Annotated in this window: 4 protein-coding genes; all 4 read right to left on the bottom strand. The window is 59.2% G+C overall.

The genetic code is table 11. The features are described from left to right. Window positions 1-292 precede the first annotated feature (292 nt). Window positions 293-862: a type I-F CRISPR-associated endoribonuclease Cas6/Csy4 gene (gene cas6f, locus ABNS06_RS06380; RefSeq protein ID WP_348673313.1), complete on the bottom strand. Its 570-nt coding sequence runs from the start codon at window positions 860-862 to the stop codon at window positions 293-295. 5 nt (window positions 863-867) lie between these two features. Then, window positions 868-1,908, bottom strand: a complete 1,041-nt coding sequence (csy3, locus tag ABNS06_RS06375) for a type I-F CRISPR-associated protein Csy3 (protein WP_348673312.1) — start codon at window positions 1,906-1,908, stop codon at window positions 868-870. Window positions 1,909-1,932: 24 nt separating this feature from the next. After that, window positions 1,933-2,937: a type I-F CRISPR-associated protein Csy2 gene (csy2, locus tag ABNS06_RS06370; protein WP_348673310.1), complete on the bottom strand. Its 1,005-nt coding sequence runs from the start codon at window positions 2,935-2,937 to the stop codon at window positions 1,933-1,935. Beyond that, the coding region (locus ABNS06_RS06365) for a type I-F CRISPR-associated protein Csy1 (RefSeq protein WP_348673309.1) at window positions 2,934-3,626 on the bottom strand (693 nt) is incomplete at its 5' end. The genes ABNS06_RS06365 and csy2, both read right to left, overlap by 4 nt.

The following is a 3,626-nucleotide window of genomic DNA, read 5'->3' as shown; positions in this document are numbered from 1 at the left end:
GGTTTTTGCTGGATTTTCTGAGCTGCCTACGCGGCAGTGAAGTCGGCCATGGCAGTGCCGACGCGAAGGGTCTATTTCTGAGCTGCCTACGCGGCAGTGAAGGTCAACGCTCAAGCAGCGCGTCTATACGCGTTTTTCTGAGCTGCCTACGCGGCAGTGAAGAAGCCTAGATATCGTATAAGCCAATGATTTGCAGAGACAAATAGGAGGCACCAGCGCTCAGACCAAAGTCTGAGCGCCGTGCATAACCAATTGATTTTAAAGCGGCACAATGCGCGCCGGCAGAAAAGGGTCAGCGGAAGAACGGAAGCGTCGCGGTCTTGCTGATGCCGTAGGTATTGAATATGCCGTCCACTCGTTGCGAGGTCGGCTTCTGTTCGATGAACAGCCGGAACATTTGTCCGGTGCTGGCGCTTCTCAGTGCCAGGAACGGCAGCGAAAGGCGCTCGGTCGCTGCCGTCGGCAAACGTTGTTCTGCTTCCTCTGGGGAACATCCGGTGCGTGCCACTAAACGCCGACGAAGGCGGCGCAGGTCACTTCCACCCAATGGCTGCACGCGCCGTACCTGGAGGTACCCAGGATTGTCCGGCACGACCTGGATTCCCGAACAATCCGCATGATCTCGAATGCTCTTGAACCAATTGCCGTTCAAACACGGGCGCAGCGTTGAGTCAGTGCCATGCAAACGGAGCACATCGCCCATACCCTTGGCCTGAGTCCCTGCCGCCGGAAAACTCACGCCGATCTGTGCGCTGTCCAACTCTACGAGTGCACGATGCAACTTGGCGAACAATGCGTTCATCAAGTGGTGAACCGAAAACTCTGGATCAGGCAGCAATCGAAAATCCACGTAGCTGTCCATCACCGTCAGCCCGCGTCACCGAATACACCACCGCGAACGAGCACGGCGATGACAAAGTGCTGGTTATTCATATCCGGCGCCTCGCCCTTGAGCAGCCAGCGGTCCAGCAGAGAATAGAAGTCCTGCTTTTCTTTCGGCTGGCGATACGCTTTGCCTTGCGTCGTAACCGCCCCGTAAGGTTCCACCGCGATAGCACCTAGCTGGGCTGCATCCGGATACCAGGTATCGATTGTTCGAACCGCATTGCCGATCTTTTGCGAATGAATCGCAGCGACGGCCTTGTCACCGTCACCCACGGCGTACAGGGTTTTGCTCTTGTCTCCGCGACCTCGATCGAGAATCAGTTCCTGGGATGGAAATACTTCCTGCCCGGCCCCCATTCGGACGTACGCGGTCACCTGCAAAAGCACATGAGCCTTGCCGGCAAGACCAGCTTCGATCAGCGTCGCCAGCTCGGAAACTTGTCCGGCTTCCGCCTGGGGCGCTTTCAGTTGCCGCAACTCATGCTCAAGTGCGTCGAACACCCATTGCTGCTCGGCGCTGCCTTGCTGGAGGTGGGCGACATGCACTTCAACCTGCTCGGCGCCGACACGGTTGCGCCACAGGAAGCGGCCGTTTGCGAGGTTGGCAGCGTAACGCCCAGCGAGCTCACCAAACCCATGGTCCTGGACATAGCCGGCAACGGTCTCGACCAGCTTGTCGCGGTAGCCTGAATCGTTGCAGGCCGAAGGCTCACCCGCGCCACCCAGAACCCGGAGCGTGAACTGCACTTTCAGGGTGTCGCAATCGGACGGTAATGCAGCCACATCAACCGTTTGCAGATTCGGGTTTTCAATCGCCGCATCCAGCTTGGCCGGATCCTGGTCCTTGGTCTTGAGACGATTGGAAATCGTCCCTCGTACCGACTTTTCGCGAATCTTGACCGGCTGCCAACTGGCAGGCTGTTCACGCTTGTCCCAGTCACCGGCGAACAACAAGGCGTCGGAAGGATCAAGCTTGCGTTCAAACGCCAGGACGGACGCGGTCTTCAGGGTTTGTGTTGTCATGCTGTACTCCTCGAATCAATGTGATTAGTCGAACGACGCCTCGAAGAGGTCGAATTCAGGCGTGGGTTGAAAGTCGTTGCGGCAGCGATACAAGCCGTTGTCTGGCTGGCTGTCGGCATACCAGAGCATCTGCTGTGGATCATGCAGACGGTGCGGGCTGATCCACTGCCCCACCGAATAAAGACTCTCGACGAAGCGAAACGGCGTGCTTGCATCACGTGCGTTCGCCACCGCCCCAGCGGGATGCACCTCTCCCAGCGCGCCGTAGCCAACTGGAATCGGCACAACCCAGCCCAAGCCGGCTCGATCATGCTTCCACGCATCACGGCGCGCTTGCGCGGTGTCCTTTTCCGGTGTCTCGTAGCGCCAGTTGATGCGGCACAGTGACAACCACGCATCCAGTCTGGTGGCTTCGGTGTCGTCCTCGTGCAACTCCGCCAATCGCGTGTCGATCAGCTCGTCTCGCGACACCAGCGTGAAGCCGGGTAACCAGCGCATCCGCAGCTTGCGGAAAGACTCCCAGCGTTCCTCGCCGTGCATCGGCACGGAATGAGGCTGATAGCGATGCCAGGCCGGGTTTTCCGGCGGCACGATCGTTCCGCCGGCCACACGCATCTGGCTCACCAGTTCGGCCACTGTCCCGGTATCCGCTTGCCGCGCATCCGGATCACGCAACCATCGTTCGCTCTCGACAGCAAAGACCAGGCTCAATTCCAGATGAATACGACCTTCCTCGACAATCGCGGCGGTCTTTCCCTGCTTGTCGATGGGGTTGCGTGTCAGGCGAAACGACTTGACGAACCAGTCGTCACTCACCTGTTCCTGATGGTCGTGACACACCACGCCAACCGCGCGAAACGCCAAGTCCAGGCCCGCAGCCCGGCACCGACGTTCCAGTGCCCACATCAGGCCCAGAAAAGCCGTCATGGACGGAAAGCCATGTGTCAGCGGGCTGGATACGGCGTTGGCGTTCTGCACTCGCAGGTGTGGCAGCACCATCAAGTAGTCGAAGGATGGACAAGCGCTCATGCCAAAGCCCTCGCCTGCATGGGCACCGGCCATTGCGCCTCAATGACCGCCTGCCTCGCCCAATGGCGGTATTCGGCATCCCCAACCGCGGACAGTCCGGCATCACGCAGACGCGCATTGATCCAGTTCGCGAAGCGACCAGCCACCTCGTCATGCCAATCGCCCCGGCGATAATCGTCAATGAATGCCTGGTCGGCCTCGGCATGGTCTTCACGAAGTGGAAGTTCCACCCTGTCCAAATCCAGCCATAGCTGCTCACAGCGCGGGAGCCGGCAGGCAGGGTTACGTGTCCAGCCGGGTGCCAACCCCACCCGGACGGATGCAGCGAACACCGGCAGTTCCTGACTCAACGCCTGCTCGATGGCCTCCCGCCTGTTCCGCGTGGCTTCATTTTTCGGAGGGTCCTTCAGGAGAAAATCCGTGAGAACCCGAATCAGGCGGTGCACGCTTTTGAGTTGACCAATTCGATCAAATGCGGAATCGGTGTTCAGAAGACGTGGTTTCGTGCTGTTAAGCCAATGCTCGTCACCCCAATGCGGCGGATTCGACGCCAACAGGTAGTTCACACCGCCGCGTTCGCTGTTGAGTTGGGAGATGTTCTGCGGCTTGGTCCCGCCCAGCTTGCGTGCAACCAGACCGCGATAATCACGGTACGGCCCGTCAAAAGCTGTTTTCTCGCGATGCGCCTT

This window comes from uncultured Abyssibacter sp. (assembly GCF_964000955.1).
Lineage (GTDB): Bacteria > Pseudomonadota > Gammaproteobacteria > Nevskiales > OUC007 > Abyssibacter.
Note: the sequence above shows the minus strand (reverse complement) of the source record. Positions and strands in the feature narration are given on the sequence as shown.